We start from the raw sequence: 16,972 nt of genomic DNA, 5'->3' as shown, positions 1-16,972 counted from the left end.
GTACAGCCCGGTACGTTGACTTCACCCGTAGTGGTCCAGTCGGTCGGGCCTTTGTAATCTCCGAGCCAGCCGGCATCGGCATAGACGGCGCCCTTCATACCCAGTTCCTTGGGCAGGAACCAGAATGGCGTCTGGAATTCCAGCGAGGCGCCCCAATACTGCGTACCGCCGAGCGCATCCTGCGTCCCGTAAGGGTTGATATCACGCGGACCGATGCCGAGCGGCGCAAAGCCGCGCACCAGGTCAGGCCCCTCCTGGAAGTGATCGAGCATCCGGATCTGGTTGTTGCCGATCTGGGTCAGGAGACCGCCCTGGAAGTGAACCAACGCGACGACATCCGCCACCAGGGGCGTGTAGTATTTCACGTCCATCGCCGACTTCAGGTAAGTCACATCGCCGCCGACACCCGCAAAGTCCTGTTTCCAGTCGAACAAAAGGCCGTCGGTCGGGTTCTTGTTGTTGTCGAGCGTATTGTAATCGAAGCTATAGCCGAGCGCCGACGTAAGCGTTGTGCCGCCTGCGAGTTCCTTGCGCACTGGCAACGAAGCTTCGCCGTCGGCATAACACCAGAGGCCGGTTCCAGTGGGATCTACCGCTCCCAGTGACTGGATGAGCTGTTGTCCAGCCGCCGTATTTGCAAATGCCGGTGACGGGTTGAATATCCCGTTGGTGGTGTTGTTACAGTTGTCCAGAAAGCTCGGTAGCGACACCTGCTGCTGATAGATCGAATAGCGCAACTGCAAGCTCATATCCTCGCGCAGCTGAAGGCCGATTCGCGGACTGAAGCCGATCGTCCTGGTCGAGTAGGAGATATAGATGTTGGGCAGCTGCTCGCGGTAATAGGCGTCAAGACCAAGCGCGACGCGATAGTCGAGCAGGTAAGGCTCGACAAATGAAGCCGAAACTCCGCGCGCAAACTCGCCGTAGGTCACCGACACTTTGCCGTAAAGACCGCGGCCCAGCAGGTTGCGCTCCGAGACGCTGACCTCGGCGAGCGGACCATCGGTCGTCGAATAGCCGCCCGACACCGAGAAATCACCGGTCGATTTCTCTTCAAGATCGACATTGAGAATCACGCGATCGCTCGATGACCCTGGCTCGGTGGTGATCTTGACCGATTTGAAGAAATCGAGATTCTTCAAGCGGCGCTCGGCGCGATCAACCAGCGCCCGGTTGTAGGCGTCACCTTCGGAAATATCGAATTCCCTGCGGATAACGAAGTCGCGCGTACGCGTATTGCCGCGCACATTAATGCGTTCGATATAGGTGCGGGGGCCTTCGTCGATACCAAATACAATCGAGACCGTGTGCGTTTGAAAGTCCCGATCGCCGCGAGGCTTCACGACCGCGAAGGCATATCCCCGCCGCGACGCTTCGACTTGCATTTCCTCGACGGACTTCTCCAGCGCCTCGGCGTTGTAGAGCGAGCCAACGCCGACGCGCGAGAACCGGGCAAGCGACTTTCCATCCAGCGAAGGGATGCTGGACTCAAAATTGACAGAACCGACGTGGTATTGCTGGCCTTCATCGATCTTGAAGGTGACCAAAAAGCCCTTCTTTTGCGGATCGTACTCGGTCAACGCTGCGACAACCTGCACGTCGGCGAAGCCGTGCTTGAGATAGTAACGCCGAATCAGATCGCGGTCGGCTTCGATACGGTCGGGATCGTAGACGTCGTTGCCGCCAAGGAAGCTCAGAAGATTCGATTCGCGCGTCTTGATGACATCGCGCAGGCGATAGGCCGAATAGGTCGTGTTGCCGATGAATTCGATCGAGTTGATGCCGGTCTTTTTGCCTTCCGTGATCGTGAAGACGAGATCGACACGATTGTTCGGCTGCTCGATGATTTCCGGAACGACCGACACATCATATCGGCCGGCGTGACGATAGATGTCCGCGATTCGCTGCGCGTCGGACTGCACCACCGGACGCGACAACGTTCCGCGCGGCTTCGACTGAATTTCGGACGAGAGCTGTTCGTCCTTGATCTTCTTGTTGCCTTCGAAAGCTACGCGGCCAATGACCGGATTTTCAACCACCGACACGACGACGCGGCCGCCGGCCTGATTGATGTGCACATCCTGGAACAGGCCGGTTTCGATCAGGCCTTTCAGGCCGTCATCGATGTGTCCCTGGTCCAACTTCCCGTTGGGACCCGGCTTGAAATAGGACCGGATCGTCGCGGTCTCGACCCGGCGATTACCCTCGACCTGAATCGAGTCCACGGTCTGCGCCGAGGCCGGCGAGGACACGAGCCCGATCGCCAAGGTAGTGGCAAACGGCGTCGCCCACATGATCAGGGCGGCCAACAAGCCTCCCCGTACCCGCATTCCAAGCTTCATGCGCCGAGCGCCCTTACAATCTTGTTGCCGACCCGTACCCCACGAACCGGCAAACCCCCATCAGTCGCCCTGCTTGTAGCCAATTTTGCCAGACCGGCAAACCTAATGTCGCAGCGCGATTTCAATTTCATTCCAAGACGTTGCCTATTGGCCACGTCATAAAAAAGCCGCTTCACGATGAAGCAAAGTGGAGGATGTCGTTATAGGTGACAAACACCATCAACATCAGCACCAGGCCCAGCCCGATTCGCGACCCCATTTCCTGGGCTCTGGCAGACAATGGGCGTCCCCGCGCGGCTTCCACGGAATAGAACAAAAGATGACCGCCATCCAGCAGCGGCACCGGAAACAGGTTCAGCAAACCGATCGACACCGATAGCGCCGCGCATAGTTGCAGCAGGAACTGAAAGCCCAGGCTGGCCGCCTGTCCCGAGAGCTGCGCGATCCGCAATGGTCCGCCGAGGTCGCCGGTAGAGCCGGCCCCGACAAACAGGGAGCCGACGAACTTGAACGTACCGTCGATGATAAACCAGACCTGCTCGACGCCGATCTTGAGCGACTCAGCATAGCCAACCGGCGTGGTTTTCGGATCGCTCGGTTGCGCATTGTACTGAATTCCCAGCACGCCGATCCTGTGACTGTTTCCAAAGATGTCTTTGACTTCCTTCAGCGCCGGCGTTGCCGACAACGTGATGAGCGCGCCGTCACGCTTCACCTGGAATGTCAGCTTGGAGCCCGCGTTGGTGGAAACGATTCGCTGCATGTCAGCGAAACTTTCGATCGCAGCGCCATCGATCGAGACCACGACGTCCCCGACCTGAAAGCCCGACGAGGCGGCGACGCTGTCGGCTTGAACCACATCGACACGCGGAGTCGAACTGGGCTTGCCGTAATAGAGCGACATCCCCGCGAAGATCACGATGGCCAATAGAAAATTCGCAAACGGGCCCGCCACTACAATCGCTGCCCGAGGACCGACCCGCTTGTGATGAAAGCTGCCCGCCTGTTCTTCGGGTGTCATGTTCCCGAGCGAGTCGAGGTCGGGGGTCGAGGCTTCGCTGTCATCGCCGAAGAATTTGACGTAACCGCCGAGCGGGACGGCGGAAATCCTCCAGCGGGTTCCGTGCCGGTCGTTAAATCCGGCCAGTTCCGGGCCAAATCCGAGCGAAAAGGTTAACACCTTCACGCCCGCCCAGCGGGCAACCAGGAAATGACCCAGTTCATGGAAGAAAACGACGACCGTCAGCACGAACAGGAAGGGAACGATATATCCGATCAGCCCATGGCCTAACACGTTGAAAATATGCTGAAAAAACTCAGACATCCGAATTACCCTCACCCGGAGCCATAGGCTCCACCCCAACGCTCTAGGATGCCTTTAAGGCAATTTGAGGCAATAGGGTGACCGCTTTATTTCGAGCGCTATGGTCAACAGCAATTGCATCGTCAGCGGAATTGAGGGGTGCCAGATTGCCGGAGCGAATCCAAGCTTCCAGCGTTGCCTCGACCAGGCGAGCAATCGCGCCAAACCGGATCTTTCCAGCGATAAAAGCGGCGACCGCCACCTCGTTCGCGGCGTTATAGACCGTGGTCGCGCCACGGCCGGTCCGCAACGCGTCATAGGCTAGCTTGAGCCCCGGGAAGCGCGCGAAATCCGGCGCCTCAAACGTCAACTGCCCGATCTTGGCGAGATCGAGTTTCGCGGCCGGACCCACGATTCGGTCGGGCCAGCCCAGGCAATGCGCGATCGGCGTGCGCATGTCGGGCGCCCCCAACTGCGCCACCACCGAGCGATCGGAGAACTCGACCATTCCGTGAATGATCGATTGCGGATGAACCAGAACATCGATCTCTTCGGCGGACAGACCAAACAGGCATGCCGCCTCGATCACCTCGAGGCCTTTGTTCATCATCGAAGCCGAATCGATGGTGATCTTTTGTCCCATGCTCCAGTTCGGATGTTTCAGCGCCTGCGCCAGCGTTGCCTGTTCGATGTCGGCGCTGGACCAGGTCCGGAACGGACCGCCTGATGCGGTGATGATGACGCGAACCAGTTCGTCCCGATTGCCGGAGCTCAGCGCCTGAAATAGCGCGTTGTGTTCGGAGTCCGCAGGCAAAATGCAGGCGCCTGCCTGCGTCGCTCGCTGCATGAAGAAATCGCCGGCACAGACGAGGCATTCCTTGTTGGCCAATGCCACGGTCGCGCCGCGATCGACGGCAGCAAGCGCGGGTTTCAATCCCGCCGCTCCGCTCACCGCAGCCATCACCCAATCCGCGGGCCGCGCAGCCGCCTCGATCACGGCACTTTCGCCAGCCCCACATTCCGTGCGCGTGCCCGCCAGCGCGGCTTTCAATTCGTTCAACCGTGCCGGATCGGCGACGGCGACATAACGCGCGCCGAATTCTCTGGCGAGATTGGCCAAGGCTTGCACGTTGGTATTCGCCGTCAGCGCCTCGACGCGGTAGCGATCTTTCGAGGCCCGCAGCAGGTCCATCGTGCTGTCGCCGATCGAACCGGTCGCGCCCAACACGGTGACCGAACGAACGGCGGGAGCCGCTTTGTTGTTACGCAAGGGAACTGCGCTCATGCCTCACCAAACCATAAGACCGCGGCCGACGCCATCCGCGCCGCCACGCAAAAACCCGAAAACAGCCGCCAGAACGATGGCAGCCACGAAGCCGTCTAGGCGGTCCATGAGCCCACCATGACCCGGAATGATGTGACTGGAATCCTTGACACCGAACCTGCGCTTGACGGCGGACTCAAAGAGATCGCCGAACTGCGAGGCTATCGAGAGAATGGCGCCCAACCCCAGCAAGGGTGCGGCTTTTCCGAGATCGAATGCCGCAAATCCACCCGCCACGCCAAGACTTGCCACAAAGCCGCCGATCGCACCGGCCCAGGTCTTCTTCGGGCTGACGTGTGGCCAGAGTTTTGGACCGCCGATGAACCGGCCGGCAAAGTATCCGCCGATATCGGTTGCCCACACCACCAGCAGCACCAGCATCAAGGCCGCGAAGCCCCACGCCGGATCGAGCCGCACCGCGCTGGAGGCGATTGAGGCTGCCAACGCATAAGCAATCCCCATCGCGGCCCAGGCGCGGCGATCGGGAGACATGACTACAACGGCAAGAATTCCCAGCACAACAAACCCGGAAAGATAGCTTGCAGTGATGTGTCCCGCGTCGACCAGACCCACGCCCAAAAGGATCAGGACGCCCAGGACGACAAGGCGGAGCGTGCGCGCGCCGATGACGGCGAGCCACTCCGCGTAAAGCCCGATCGCGGTCGCGGTGACGAGGCCGGTCCAAAGCCATCCGCCGGCATAGGCAATCGCGATGGCGAGTGGCGCCATCACCAGCGCGGCGACGATCCGCGCCAGAAGGTTCCGCCTTTCCTGCCCGGCCACAGTAATTGATGCGGATTCGCTTTCTGTCACGATCCGGTTTTCGCAACCAGACCGCCAAATCGACGCTCGCGCCGGGCGTATTCCGCAATTGCGCCTTCGAGCGCGGCCTTGTCGAAATCGGGCCAGTGGACCGGAACAAAAACCAGCTCGCTATAGGCTGCCTGCCACATCAGGAAATTCGACAGCCGCTGCTCTCCGCTGGTGCGGATGATCAGGTCTGGATCCGGAATTTCCGGAGCATCGAGGTATCGGCCGAGCGCGTCGGCATCGATCGACGACGGATCGCGTTTGCCTTCCGCCACCTCGCTCGCAAGCCGCTGCGCGGCGCGGGCGATCTCCTGCCGTGAGCCGTAGTTGAAGGCCACAACGAGATGAAGGCGATCATTGTCCCGTGTCAGGTCTTCGGCTTCCTTCAGAAGCGCGCAAATATCCGGCTCAAGCCCCTCGCGCTCGCCGATCACGCGGACACGAACACCATCGCGATGCAGGGTTGCCAGATCGTTGCGGATGAATCGCCGCAATAATCCAAAGAGGTCGCCGATTTCAGACGCCGGCCTCGACCAGTTTTCGGAGCTGAAAGAGAAAATCGTCAGATAGCGAACACCGAGTTCGCCCGCGGCACGAACAACATTGCGCAAGGTCTCGACGCCACGGCGATGACCTTCGACGCGCGGAAGACCGCGCGCTGCGGCCCATCGTCCGTTCCCGTCCATGATGATCGCCACATGCAAAGGACCACCCCCTCGATCAGGTCCTTCAGTCGCAGGCGCCGCGGCATTCGACATCAATCAATCCCTTGAGGCTCGATCTCGGCAAACGGTAGGTTCAACGGATCGCGCCCGAACCAGAAGCTAAACGGTTAGAATTTCCTTTTCCTTGGCCGCCAACAGCTGATCGATTTCCGAAATCGAGCCGTCGGTCGCCTTTTGCACGTCATGACCCAGGCGCTCCTGATCGTCCTCGGAAATCTCGTGATTCTTCTCGAGCTTCTTGATCGTATCGAGACCATCGCGCCGTACGTGACGAACAGCAACCCGCGCGGCTTCCGCATATTTGTGGGCGACCTTCACCAGTTCCTTGCGGCGATCCTCGTTGAGCTCGGGAATCCGCAGGCGAAGGACCTGCCCCTCGGTCGCGGGACTCAAACCCAGGTTGGAATCGACAATCGCCTTTTCGACCGCCTTCACCATCGATTTATCCCACACCTGCACCGACAACAGCCGCGGTTCGGGCACGCTGATGGTCGCAACCTGATTGAGCGGCATGTGAGAACCATAGGCCTCGACCTGGACCGGTTCCAGCATCGATGCGGCGGCGCGCCCCGTTCGCAAACCCCCGAGTTCGTGCTTGAGAGATTGCGTGGCGCCCTGCATGCGGCGCTTCACTTCGTTGATGTCGAAACTACCCGTGGGCATGACGCTCTCTCCTCCTCAATACGGTTGCCGCGACGCTGCACGCGTACTGTTGCGCCTTAAAGAACTACAAGGACGGCTAACCGGCAACGATGGTGCCGCGACCAGTACCACTCAGAATGGCGCCGATCGAACCCGGCTCGGCAATCGAAAACACGATGATAGGCAGCGAGGTCTCCCGGGCAAGCGCAAATGCGGTCGCATCCATCACCTTGTAACCGCCCCCGATGGCTTCGGAATGGGTCAGGCGATCAAATCGCTTGGCGGACGGGTCTTTTTTCGGATCCGCGCTGTAGATGCCGTCGACATTGGTGGCCTTCAGCACGGCATGTGCGCCGATTTCGGCCGCACGCAACACCGCCGTGGTGTCGGTGGTGAAAAATGGATTTCCGGTTCCGCCGCCCAGCAGCACGATGCGTCCCTCGGCGAGATATTTGTGCGTTGCACTTCGGGTGAAAAGCTCGCAAATCTGCGGCATGACAAACGCCGACAGGGCGCGCGCCGGCGTGCCTCGGCGTTCGATGGCCGCTTCGAGCGCCAGGCAGTTCATCACCGTGGCCAGCATGCCCATAGTGTCGCCGGTCGGCCGGGAGACGCCTTTCGCCGACACTTCAACGCCGCGGATCATGTTGCCGCCGCCGATCACCACGGCAATTTCAGTACCGAGCTTTTGCGCCGCGATCAGATCGGAGGCGACCCGGTCGAGGGTCGGCTGGTCGATGCCGGCGCCGTGGCTGCCGGCGAGATATTCGCCGGACAGTTTGATCACCACGCGACGATAGACCGGCCCTGCCATCTGCTAATCGCCTTCCCTACCCCGCCCGGCAGCTCGCGCACGCAAAACAGGTCGCAAGCACTGTCGCGTCGGCTACTTCTGACCGCTGGCGGCTGCGACTTCGGCTGCAAAGTCGGTTTCCTGCCGCTCGATTCCCTCACCGAGAGCATAGCGCAAAAATCCGGCTACCTTGATCGATCCGCCGACCTTACCCTCAGCTTCCTTGACCGCCTGGGCCACGGACTTGCCGCTGTCATGGATGAAGGCCTGCTCCAGAAGGCAGACTTCCTTGTAGTAGGTCTTCAAACCGGACTCGACGATCTTTTCGATCACATTCTCCGGCTTGCCCTGCTGGCGATATTTGTCGGCAAGCACATCCTTCTCGCGCTTGACCGCAGCCGGATCGAGCCCGGCCGGATCGATGGCTAAGGGGTTGGCGGCTGCGACATGCATCGCCAATTGCTTGCCGAGCGTGGCCAGCTCATCGGCCTTGCCGGACGATTCCAGCGCGACAATCACGCCCATCTTGCCGGCGCCGTCAATCACCGCATTGTGCACGTAGCTCGACACCACGCCCTTGCCGACCTCGAGCGAGGCGGCACGGCGCAGCGTCATGTTTTCTCCGATGGTGGCGATGGCATCCGCGATGGCGGTCTCGACCGTCACCCCGCCGACCTTGGCGGCCTTGATCTTCTCGATGTCGGCGCCGACATCGAGCGCGACCTGCGCGACCATCATCACCAGGCCCTGGAATTGGCCGTTGCGTGCGACGAAATCGGTCTCGGAATTGACTTCGACGACCACGCCCTTGGTGCCAGCCGTCACCGCCCCGATCAGTCCTTCAGCTGCGACGCGGCCCGCCTTCTTGGCGGCTTTCGACAGGCCCTTCTTGCGCAGCCAATCCTGCGCGGCCTGCATGTCGCCGCCGCTCTCGGTCAAGGCTGCCTTGCAATCCATCATGCCCGCGCCGGTAGATTCGCGCAGGTCCTTGACCATCGCCGCCGTGATTGTCGCCATGTCGCTATCGTCCTTTGCCTATGACGGCGGTCGCACGCGGTTCGACCTCTGCCGCTATCCGCCGTCACCAATGCCGTAAAAAAGGAATTTGTCAGTTACGCCGGCCGGGATTTCCGGCCGGCATATTACTATTCCGCTTCGGCGGTAAGGGTCTTGGCCTGAGCCACCCAGCCATCGGCCCGGCCCGGCAGACCGACTTCTTCGCCGATCTTGTGGACCGTGTCGTGATCGAGCTCAGCCAGCTGCCAATAGTGGAAGATGCCGAGGTCGTTGAACTTCTTCTCGATCGCACCGGATACGCCGGTGAGCTTCTTGAGATCGTCCGGCGCGCCACGCGGGCCCGCCAGCCCCTGGAAGCCGGAGGCCTGAGGTGCTGCGGCCGGAGTTTCCTGACGCACCGGATTGGCCGACGCGCCGATATCGATGCCGGCGTCGCCCTGTGCACGCGAAATGCCGTCGATCGCAGCGCGCGCGACCAGATCGCAATACAGCGAAATGGCCCGGCCAGCGTCGTCGTTGCCGGGAACCACGTAGGTGATGCCCTTCGGGTCCGAGTTGGTGTCGACGATCGCCGCGACCGGAATGTTCAGCCGCTGGGCTTCCTGGATCGCGATGTCTTCCTTGTTGGTGTCGATCACGAAGATCATGTCCGGCAAGCCGCCCATGTCTTTGATGCCGCCGAGCGAGCGGTCGAGCTTGTCGCGCTCGCGCTGCAACGTCAGCCGCTCCTTCTTGGTGTAGGCGCTCGCATCGCCGGAGTTGAGCACCTCGTCGAGATGCCGCAGCCGCTTGATCGAGCCGGAAATCGTTTTCCAGTTGGTCAGCGTGCCGCCGAGCCAGCGCGAGTTGACGAAATACTGCGCCGACCGCCTGGCCGCCTCGGCAACGCCGTCCTGAGCCTGCCGCTTGGTGCCGACAAACAGGATACGGCCGCCCTTGGCCACCGTATCGCTGACCGCCTGAAGTGCGCGATGCATCAACGGCACGGTCTGGGCAAGGTCGATGATATGAATGTTATTGCGCGCACCGAAAATATAGTCGGCCATTTTCGGATTCCAGCGGTGCGACTGGTGGCCAAAGTGAACGCCAGCCTCAAGCAGCTGACGCATAGAAAAATCGGGTACTGCCATGGTTCTAGTTCTCCGGTTGGTTCCTCCGGAAACGTGTGAGCAAACGAGCCTTATGGCCCGGTTGCCACCGGACGGCCTTTTGAGCCATGTTTCCGTGTGAGATGGCGCGGTATATAGCCTGATTTGCGCCAGAAGCAAGGAAATCCGGGACCTTTTGGGGATTTTGTCCTCAAAACGCAGACAAAATCCTGATCCCGGACGAACGGGCCAAACCGGCCGCGGAACAGGCCCTATTGCACCAGTTCAAGCTCTGCGAGCGCGGTTTTGGCAGCGGACGCGTCAAGCGAAAGCAGTTCCGCCGGCCCTTGATTTTCCTTTTCCGAGGTAGCCGCCGCAACGACCAAAATACCGGTCAATCCCGCGACGGCGCCACCCGTCGCGATCGCGTTGTGTCGTTCACTTGCCCTGATCAGGAAATAATAGGTGCGGCCCGGTTGGGTCGTGAATTCTCGTATGGTATCGCCAGGAAATAGCGATTCACTGGCTATCAGCCGGTGCCGGCCCGCTGGACGATCGGCGTAGACGTACGTCCCGGTTGTCACCTTCCCGATCGGATCGCCGTCAAGTTTCATGTCACAGGCACAAAGGGCCATGCTGAGACCCTGGCGTTTTTCCTGGAACACCACGATGCGGGACTGACCGGCCCTCGGTTGCCCAATCTTTTGCACGACGGCCGCGTATTCTGTGCCGACGCCGTCGCTCGCGCAGCCCGACAACAGCACAGCGCTCGCCAAGACCAACCTACGCCGTAACATCCCGCCCCCAACACTTCGCCTGTTTCCCCTCGCTGCCAATAACCACATGCAGCTTCGGGTTGCAACCGGGCTAGCTAGTCTCCCCGGACGATGCGCGGCACGCCCAGCTCAGTGCGCCGCTTCGCCGGGTCTGACCTGCTTGCGGTCGGAGTCCAGCCTCGTCTTGAGGTTGGCGACGTCCGAGAAGAACGCATCCGGCGTGTGCAACGGAACGGCGCGGAACGCCGGGGGCAACAACAATCGCACGGTGTTCTGCCGGCCGCTGTCGGAAAACGCTTCCGAGCGTTGCAGCGATTGGATGCCGATCGCGACGACCACAAGCGCTGCCACGATCGTACCTTTCAGCCACAACCGCGTCGCGCTGATCTGGCGCAGATGCAGGAAGAATACTGCCGCCAGGATCAACCATATTGCGGCGTACTCGTAGGTACTTGGCGCGGGCCAGGTCAGCGCGAACGAAGCGTAGCGAGCGAGCTCGTTGTAGATCAGCGAAGACAGGAAGCCGGAAAGCGCGATCAGGAGGTTGCGGGCAAAGTGCGAACGCCCGGCGAAGATGCGCGAGACCAGCGCCCAGACGCCGACCCAGATCACCATTATTCCGCAAACCGTGAGCATCGGCGTCACATAGTTCGATAGCCGCGGCTCGCTGGTCTGAGCGAGCCAGACCCGAAGCGCGATCAAGCCGAACAGCGCCGCGGCGACCGCCACCACGAGAACAATCGGCAGCGCGTGCCGTTCGGCCGGCGCGACCCGCTCGGGCTCGACGGAATAATCATGAGCGCGGACGCGCAGCAACGTCTGACCGATCCGGATCGGTCGTCCCCCGTCGATCACGAGGCGCGACATGTGGCTCGTGCCGCCGTCGAGGAAAGTCCCGTTGACGCTGCCAAGGTCCTCGGCGACGAGTTGTCCGGCCTCGTCGCGGAACACCCGCAGATGACGGGCGGCAACATAGGGATCGTCGACGATCACGTCATTCTCGTAACCGCGGCCAATGCTGGCCACCTCGCCCGCGATACCCACGCGGGTAGCGACGTCGCGATGACGGGAGAGAACCTCGATCCAGATCACTTGCTCACCCGCACCGCATCGAGGAAGCGCCGGCCCAGCGCCATGGCGTCCTCGTAGCCAACAGCTTGCAGACTCATCCGTGAGACCAGCGCGCCACCGCCAGCGTCCTGCGTGATTGCGACCAGCGCGACGTCGTAAAAATCCTCAAATTCCCGATAAGCCTGCGCGCACCACATCACGCGCAGCGACGGGCGATCCGACGCGGCACCGTTGCCGACGAAGTCTTCCTGGCAGCGTTCCGGCGTGTACCATTTCCGGTAGGGGCCACCGCCGGTCAGACGCGCCTGGCTGAGCTGCGCCAGATAGTTCGCGAACTGAAACTGGTTCAGATCGGAACTCCTGACATAGTAGTGGTTGATCTGCACATTCCCGGTGGTGAGATCCGAGGCGACGAACAGGCTGGAGTCGCTGGTGCAGTTCGTTGAATTCACATCCGCACGCGGCTTGGGCATGGCGCCCGAATTGGTTTGCGCCCAGCAGGTGAACCACGGTGCAGCGGTTTCCGGCCCTCGATACGGACCGAGCGCGATCGAACGAAATCCCTGCTCCCCGAGAGATTTGTAGAACGCCCTGTGCCACGCCGTGAATTGCCGGCCGATCTCGGCGCGCAAATCGGGCGTCGGCCCATGATCCCGCACCCGCTGCAACAGGGCATTGGCAAATCGCGCCGGAACCAGAAAACTCACAAGCTGGCCGCCGCGGCGGGTGGCGACGTTGACGCCGGCAACCTCGCCGTCGGCCGTGGTGGCGGGCCCTCCGCTCATGCCGGGGTTGAGCGCACCTGTGAAGTGAATGCGTTCGTTGTAGCTGCGATCAACGAGGCCGCTGTAGGTGCCCTCCACGATGGTGAAACCGAGATCGAGTGGATTGCCCATCGAGTAAAGGCGCTCGCCCTTCGGCAGGTCGCCGCTAATGGCCGCGGCGTTAAACGTGAAGAACGGCGCATCGTGCTTGTCGACCCGCACAATGGCGAGGTCGTTGGGCATATCTACTGCCAGCAGATGAACCTCGCCCTGGGTTCCGTCGGCGGCGGTGTATTCGAGCCGGTAGGTGTTCGGCTCGAACACGACATGGGAAACCACATGGTAATTCGTGATCGCCAGCCCGTCCGCCGAGACCAGAAATGCCGAGCCGATCGATGTTTGCTGACCGGCGCTGGTCAGCAGCGTGCGGATTTGCAGCAGCCGCGGCGGCGCGGTTGCATAGACGGCTTCGGCGCCGGCTACCTGGCCGCCAGCTGCCCGTGCGGCGCCACAGCCGGCGGCTGCGATCGCCAGGCACAACCGAAGCCCCCACGCGAACCTAACGAACCAAGCCTTCAAAACGCACCGTGACCCGTTCAATCCACAAAAAAAGTCGCCAATCTCCAGCACGCAGCGCGGGCATAAAAACGGGCAATGGCTATTCGGCAGGCGTTTAGCCAAAACACCGTCAGGTTGCAACTGCGCGACGCTCCGGCGGCTTGAAACCCGGCCTGGCGGTGGCGCCGGAGCAGATCACCTGTCACCGAACAGTCATCATAGCGTCTCCACCATCTCGACGCCGGCGACCGCCTTGATCGCACCCGCGATCTGCGGCGACACCTGAAACCGGCCATCCAGCTTGAACTCGACCTCGGTCTGCATATCGAGGCGCAGCACGAGCGCGATATCGCCGCTGCCGGATTGGCCGGCCGGCGGCGAAAGCCGCCGGGCAATCGACTCCAGTGGCTTGGTGTCGCGCAGGAATATCCGCAAGCCTTTTTGGGTCTTGGCGGCGGCATCATCGAGCGCTTCGGCGTGCAGCACACGCGCCCGCACGTCCTCCCCCTGCAACTCCGCGCCCAATTGCAGGAGCACGGCTGCCCCCGGCTCCAGGATATCGCGGTATTGGGCGAGACCTTCAGAGAACAGCACCGCCTCGAAATGACCGGTCGGGTCCGACAGACCGATGATACCCATCTTGTTGCCGGTCTTGGTGCGCCGCTCCATACGAGACACCACCGTTGCCGCGACCTTGCCCGCGGTCGCGCCGGTTTTCACCGCGCGCGAAAACTCGGCCCAGGACTGCACCCGCAACCGCTTGAGTACCGTTGCGTAGTCATCGAGCGGATGGCCCGACAGGAAGAAGCCGATCGCATCATATTCGCGGCGCAGCTTCTCGGCGGGCAGCCACGGCTCGACCTGCGGCAGCATGATGGTCGGCGCGTCCGGAGCACTACCGAACATGTCGTTCTGGCCGGAAGTTGCGGCCTCGTGGCTGCGCTGGCAGGCGGCAAGGATTGCGTCCGCACCGGCAAACACCCGCGCGCGGTTCGGTTCGAGCGTATCGAAGGCGCCGGCGGCGGCCAGGCTCTCGATGATCCGCTTGTTGATCGCCCGCGGGTTCACGCGGGAGGCAAAATCGGCAAGGGACGTGAACGGCCCATTGCGGCGCGCGTCGATGATCAACTCCACCGCGTGCTGGCCGACGCCCTTCAACGCTGCAAGCGCGTAGAAAATCGTGCCGTCGCTGACCTCGAAGACGGCGCCCGAACGGTTGATGTTGGGCGCCTCGACCTTGATTCCCAGCCGCTGCGCCTCGGCGCGAAATTCCGAGAGCTTGTCGGTATTGTTGAGCTCGAGCGTCATCGACGCCGCCAGGAATTCGACCGGGTAATGCGCCTTCATGTAGGCGGTGTGATAGGAGACGAGCGCGTAGGCCGCGGCGTGGCTCTTGTTGAAGCCGTAGTCGGCGAATTTCGCCAGCAGCTCGAAGATAGTGTCCGCTTGGGCTTTGGGAACGTTGTTCTTGACCGCGCCGGCAACGAAGACCGCGCGCTGCTTTTCCATCTCGGCGCGGATCTTCTTGCCCATCGCGCGGCGCAACAGATCGGCGTCGCCGAGCGAGTAGCCGGCCATTACCTGCGCGATCTGCATCACCTGTTCCTGATAGATGATGACGCCGAACGTCTCCTTCAGGATCGGCTCGAGCAGCGGATGCAGGTACTCAGGCTCCTCATCGCCGTGCTTGCGGGCACAGTAGGTCGGGATATTGGCCATCGGTCCCGGGCGATAGAGCGCCACCAGCGCGATGATGTCTTCGAAGCGGTCCGGCCGCATGTCGACCAGCGCCCGCCGCATGCCCTGACTTTCCACCTGGAACACGCCGACCACATCGCCGCGCGCCAGCATCTGGTAGCTTGGGGCATCATCCAGCGGCAGCGTCGGCAGATTGACGTCAAGGTTGCGCTGCTTGAGCAGCTTCACCGCGACATCGAGCACGGTGAGCGTCTTCAGTCCCAGGAAGTCGAATTTGACGAGGCCAGCGGGCTCGACCCACTTCATGTTGAACTGGGTGACCGGCATGTCGGACTTCGGATCGCGGTAGAGCGGCACGAGTTCGCTTAAGGGACGATCGCCGATCACGATGCCCGCGGCGTGGGTGGAAGCGTGCCGGGTCAGGCCTTCCAGACGCTGCGCGATGTCGAAGGCGCGCGCCACCACCGGATCCTCGTCGCGAAACGCCTGGAGCTTCGGCTCGCTTTCGATCGCGGCCGCGAGCGTAACGGGAGCCGCCGGATTTTGCGGCACCAGCTTGGTCAGCTTGTCGACCTGCCCATAGGGCATTTGCAGCACGCGCCCGACGTCGCGCAGCACGCCGCGCGCCTGAAGCGTTCCGAAGGTGATGATCTGGGCGACCTGATCGCGGCCATAGCGCTTTTGCACGTAATCGATCACTTCGCCGCGACGGTCCTGACAGAAATCGATGTCGAAGTCGGGCATCGACACGCGTTCCGGATTGAGGAAGCGTTCGAACAGCAGGCCAAAGCGAATCGGATCGAGATCGGTGATGGTCAGCGCGTAGGCCACGAGCGAGCCGGCGCCTGAGCCGCGGCCTGGGCCGACCGGAATCCCTTCGGCCTTGGCCCATTTGATGAAGTCGGCGACGATCAGGAAATAGCCCGCATAGTTCATGCGGCTGATGACATCGAGCTCGAAGGCGAGCCGCGCGCGATAGTCCTCTTCGGAGCTTCCTTGCGAGAGGCCGTGAACGGCGAGCCGGTTGCTCAACCCCTCCTCGGCCTGACGGCGCAGCTCACCGGCTTCCTCGTTGGCCGCATCGGTCGCGTTGGCGCCCGCGCCAACCGTGAAGCGCGGCAGGATCGGCTTTCGCGTCTGTGGACGGAAGGCGCAACGCTCGGCGATCTCCACAGTGGAGTTCAAGGCTTCCGGAATGTCGGCAAACAGAACCGCCATCTCCGCGCGCGTCTTGAAGCGATGATCCGGCGTCAGCTGCTCGCGCTCGGTTTCGGCTATCAGCCGGCCGCCGGCAATGCAGAGCAAGGCGTCGTGGGCCTCGTAGTCGTCCGCCGTGGCAAAATACGGCTCGTTGGTTGCGACAAGCGGCAGGCCCTTGGCGTAAGCGAGGTCAATCAGACCGGCCTCGACGCGCCGTTCCTTCTCGATGCCATGGCGTTGCAATTCGACATAGAGGCGATCGCCGAATACGGCAGCGAGCCGTTCGCAACGCGACGTTGCCAGCGCTCCCTGATCGGCGGCAAGCGCCAGCGAGACCGGACCGTCCGGGCCGCCCGTCAGCACGATCAGGCCTTCCGCATGGCCCTCGAGCCACTCGAATTTGATATGCGGGTTCTGGTGGACCGGCGTTTCCAGAAACGCGCGGGAATTGAGTTGCATCAGGCTGCGGTAGCCACGTTCGCGCGCCGCCAACAGCACGATTCGCGACGGCGCCGACGCCATTGCGTTGCGTGCGTTAGGGTCCTGATCGCCAAAGTCGACGGCGAGTTCGCACCCCACAATGGGCTGGATGCCGTAGCCGGCCATCTTGTCGGAGAATTCGAGCGCCCCGAACATGTTGTCGGTATCGGTCAACGCCAACGCCGGCTGACGGTCCGCCTTGGCGAGTTCGCCAAGACGGGCAATCTTGATCGAGCCCTTCAGCAGCGAATAGGCCGAATGGACGTGGAGATGGACGAAACCGGGATTGGAGGACAGCGCCACAGGCTTGGACATGTCGTTATCGGCAACTCAGCGTTTTGAGGGAGCACGCGCCGCTGGAAGCGACTCGGCTACCCTCCA

The 16,972-nt window shown here is 61.8% G+C and carries 13 protein-coding genes; all 13 read right to left on the bottom strand.

The window, feature by feature from the left end; genetic code table 11:
• Positions 1-2,342 (bottom strand): outer membrane protein assembly factor BamA (gene bamA / locus WB528_RS06005; protein ID WP_423887510.1); only part of this gene is annotated, 2,342 nt, incomplete at its 3' end.
• 172 nt (positions 2,343-2,514) lie between these two features.
• Positions 2,515-3,666 carry a M50 family metallopeptidase gene (locus WB528_RS06000; protein ID WP_423887509.1) on the bottom strand — a complete coding sequence of 384 codons (1,152 nt, stop codon included), beginning with the start codon at positions 3,664-3,666 and terminating at the stop codon, positions 2,515-2,517.
• A 43-nt stretch (positions 3,667-3,709) separates the two neighbouring features.
• Positions 3,710-4,930, bottom strand: coding sequence for a 1-deoxy-D-xylulose-5-phosphate reductoisomerase (gene dxr / locus WB528_RS05995; protein WP_423887508.1), 1,221 nt, complete (start codon positions 4,928-4,930; stop codon positions 3,710-3,712).
• Positions 4,931-4,933: 3 nt separating this feature from the next.
• Positions 4,934-5,698 (bottom strand): phosphatidate cytidylyltransferase, encoded by a 765-nt coding sequence (locus tag WB528_RS05990; RefSeq protein WP_423887511.1) that lies wholly within the window; start codon positions 5,696-5,698, stop codon positions 4,934-4,936.
• A gap of 80 nt (positions 5,699-5,778) precedes the next feature.
• Entirely contained in the window at positions 5,779-6,537 is a 759-nt protein-coding gene (locus WB528_RS05985; protein WP_423887507.1) for an isoprenyl transferase, read from the bottom strand.
• Between the two features lie 66 nt (positions 6,538-6,603).
• Complete coding sequence (gene frr, locus WB528_RS05980; RefSeq protein WP_423887506.1) at positions 6,604-7,167, bottom strand: ribosome recycling factor; 564 nt, start codon at positions 7,165-7,167, stop codon at positions 6,604-6,606.
• A gap of 76 nt (positions 7,168-7,243) precedes the next feature.
• On the bottom strand, positions 7,244-7,960 hold the full coding sequence (pyrH, locus tag WB528_RS05975; RefSeq protein ID WP_423887505.1) for a UMP kinase: 717 nt from the start codon (positions 7,958-7,960) through the stop codon (positions 7,244-7,246).
• Positions 7,961-8,032: 72 nt separating this feature from the next.
• Positions 8,033-8,956 (bottom strand): translation elongation factor Ts, encoded by a 924-nt coding sequence (gene tsf, locus WB528_RS05970; RefSeq protein ID WP_423887504.1) that lies wholly within the window; start codon positions 8,954-8,956, stop codon positions 8,033-8,035.
• Positions 8,957-9,084: 128 nt separating this feature from the next.
• A complete protein-coding gene (locus tag WB528_RS05965) occupies positions 9,085-10,086 on the bottom strand; it encodes a 30S ribosomal protein S2 (protein WP_423887503.1) in 1,002 nt (333 codons plus the stop codon).
• Positions 10,087-10,316: 230 nt separating this feature from the next.
• Positions 10,317-10,841, bottom strand: coding sequence for a DUF2846 domain-containing protein (locus WB528_RS05960; protein ID WP_423887502.1), 525 nt, complete (start codon positions 10,839-10,841; stop codon positions 10,317-10,319).
• A gap of 108 nt (positions 10,842-10,949) precedes the next feature.
• Positions 10,950-11,912 carry an FHA domain-containing protein gene (locus WB528_RS05955; RefSeq protein ID WP_423887501.1) on the bottom strand — a complete coding sequence of 321 codons (963 nt, stop codon included), beginning with the start codon at positions 11,910-11,912 and terminating at the stop codon, positions 10,950-10,952.
• Entirely contained in the window at positions 11,909-13,195 is a 1,287-nt protein-coding gene (locus WB528_RS05950) for a S1C family serine protease (protein WP_423887500.1), read from the bottom strand. Before WB528_RS05950 ends, WB528_RS05955 begins: the two co-directional genes overlap by 4 nt.
• Positions 13,196-13,429: 234 nt before the next feature.
• The gene (dnaE, locus tag WB528_RS05945) at positions 13,430-16,906 is read right to left on the bottom strand and encodes a DNA polymerase III subunit alpha (protein WP_423887499.1); all 3,477 of its coding nucleotides are present in this window, start codon (positions 16,904-16,906) and stop codon (positions 13,430-13,432) included.
• Positions 16,907-16,972: the final 66 nt, after the last annotated feature.

Source organism: Bradyrhizobium sp., assembly GCF_049586575.1.
Lineage (GTDB): Bacteria > Pseudomonadota > Alphaproteobacteria > Rhizobiales > Xanthobacteraceae > Bradyrhizobium.
This window is presented reverse-complemented; position numbering and strand designations above follow the sequence as displayed.

Excerpts from the sequence above, each read along its gene's own strand:
- dnaE (WP_423887499.1), bottom strand. The coding sequence starts at position 16,906 with ATGTCCAAGCCTGTGGCGCTGTCCTCCAATCCCGGTTTCGTCCATCTC.
- WB528_RS05960 (WP_423887502.1), bottom strand. The coding sequence starts at position 10,841 with ATGTTACGGCGTAGGTTGGTCTTGGCGAGCGCTGTGCTGTTGTCGGGC.
- WB528_RS05990 (WP_423887511.1), bottom strand. The coding sequence starts at position 5,698 with ATGGCGCCACTCGCCATCGCGATTGCCTATGCCGGCGGATGGCTTTGG.
- pyrH (WP_423887505.1), bottom strand. The coding sequence starts at position 7,960 with ATGGCAGGGCCGGTCTATCGTCGCGTGGTGATCAAACTGTCCGGCGAA.
- dxr (WP_423887508.1), bottom strand. The coding sequence starts at position 4,930 with ATGAGCGCAGTTCCCTTGCGTAACAACAAAGCGGCTCCCGCCGTTCGT.
- frr (WP_423887506.1), bottom strand. The coding sequence starts at position 7,167 with ATGCCCACGGGTAGTTTCGACATCAACGAAGTGAAGCGCCGCATGCAG.
- WB528_RS05985 (WP_423887507.1), bottom strand. The coding sequence starts at position 6,537 with ATGTCGAATGCCGCGGCGCCTGCGACTGAAGGACCTGATCGAGGGGGT.
- tsf (WP_423887504.1), bottom strand. The coding sequence starts at position 8,956 with ATGGCGACAATCACGGCGGCGATGGTCAAGGACCTGCGCGAATCTACC.
- WB528_RS06000 (WP_423887509.1), bottom strand. The coding sequence starts at position 3,666 with ATGTCTGAGTTTTTTCAGCATATTTTCAACGTGTTAGGCCATGGGCTG.
- WB528_RS05965 (WP_423887503.1), bottom strand. The coding sequence starts at position 10,086 with ATGGCAGTACCCGATTTTTCTATGCGTCAGCTGCTTGAGGCTGGCGTT.